Source organism: Citrobacter sp. VF227 (assembly GCF_052950715.1).
This window is the reverse complement of record NZ_JBRFVF010000511.1, coordinates 1-448: the sequence shown is the minus strand read 5'-3', so window position 1 is coordinate 448 and position 448 is coordinate 1. Positions and strand designations below refer to the sequence as shown.

General features: G+C 52.9%; 1 pseudogene. It reads left to right on the top strand.

Going from position 1 to position 448, the window contains the following annotated elements:
- Window positions 1–448, top strand: a pseudogene (locus ACU8YC_RS27595) (TMAO reductase system sensor histidine kinase/response regulator TorS); the annotation flags it as partial.

Below are 448 nucleotides of genomic sequence, written 5' to 3'. Positions count from 1 at the left end.
GGTATTGACACCACAGCTATTGAACAGCAGGAGAAAGGGATCGCACAGACATTAAGCCATCAGGGAGAAATGGTTGGTGAACGTCTGAGACTACGCGATCAACAGAAACAGCTCAGCCAAAAACTGGTGGAGGCTACCGCCGACGGTGCCGAAATGGCGCGCGGTCAGGCCAGCAATGCCGCCACCTCGGCAGGTGCCACGCAGGCAAGCATTTATGATTTAATGGAGAGTCATCAGGGTAAAGCGGCAGAAAACGCTCTCGACAGGCTTATCGATATCGATCTGGAATATTATAACCAGATGAAGGAACTGCGGCTGAGCGCGCTTCGCGGGCAGCAAATGGTGATGAATCTGGGGAATAACCAGGCGCAGAATAACCTGGCGGCGCTGGAAACGCAGTTGAATGCTACAGTCAGAGTGCTGCACGGCCGACAAATACGCATTGAAA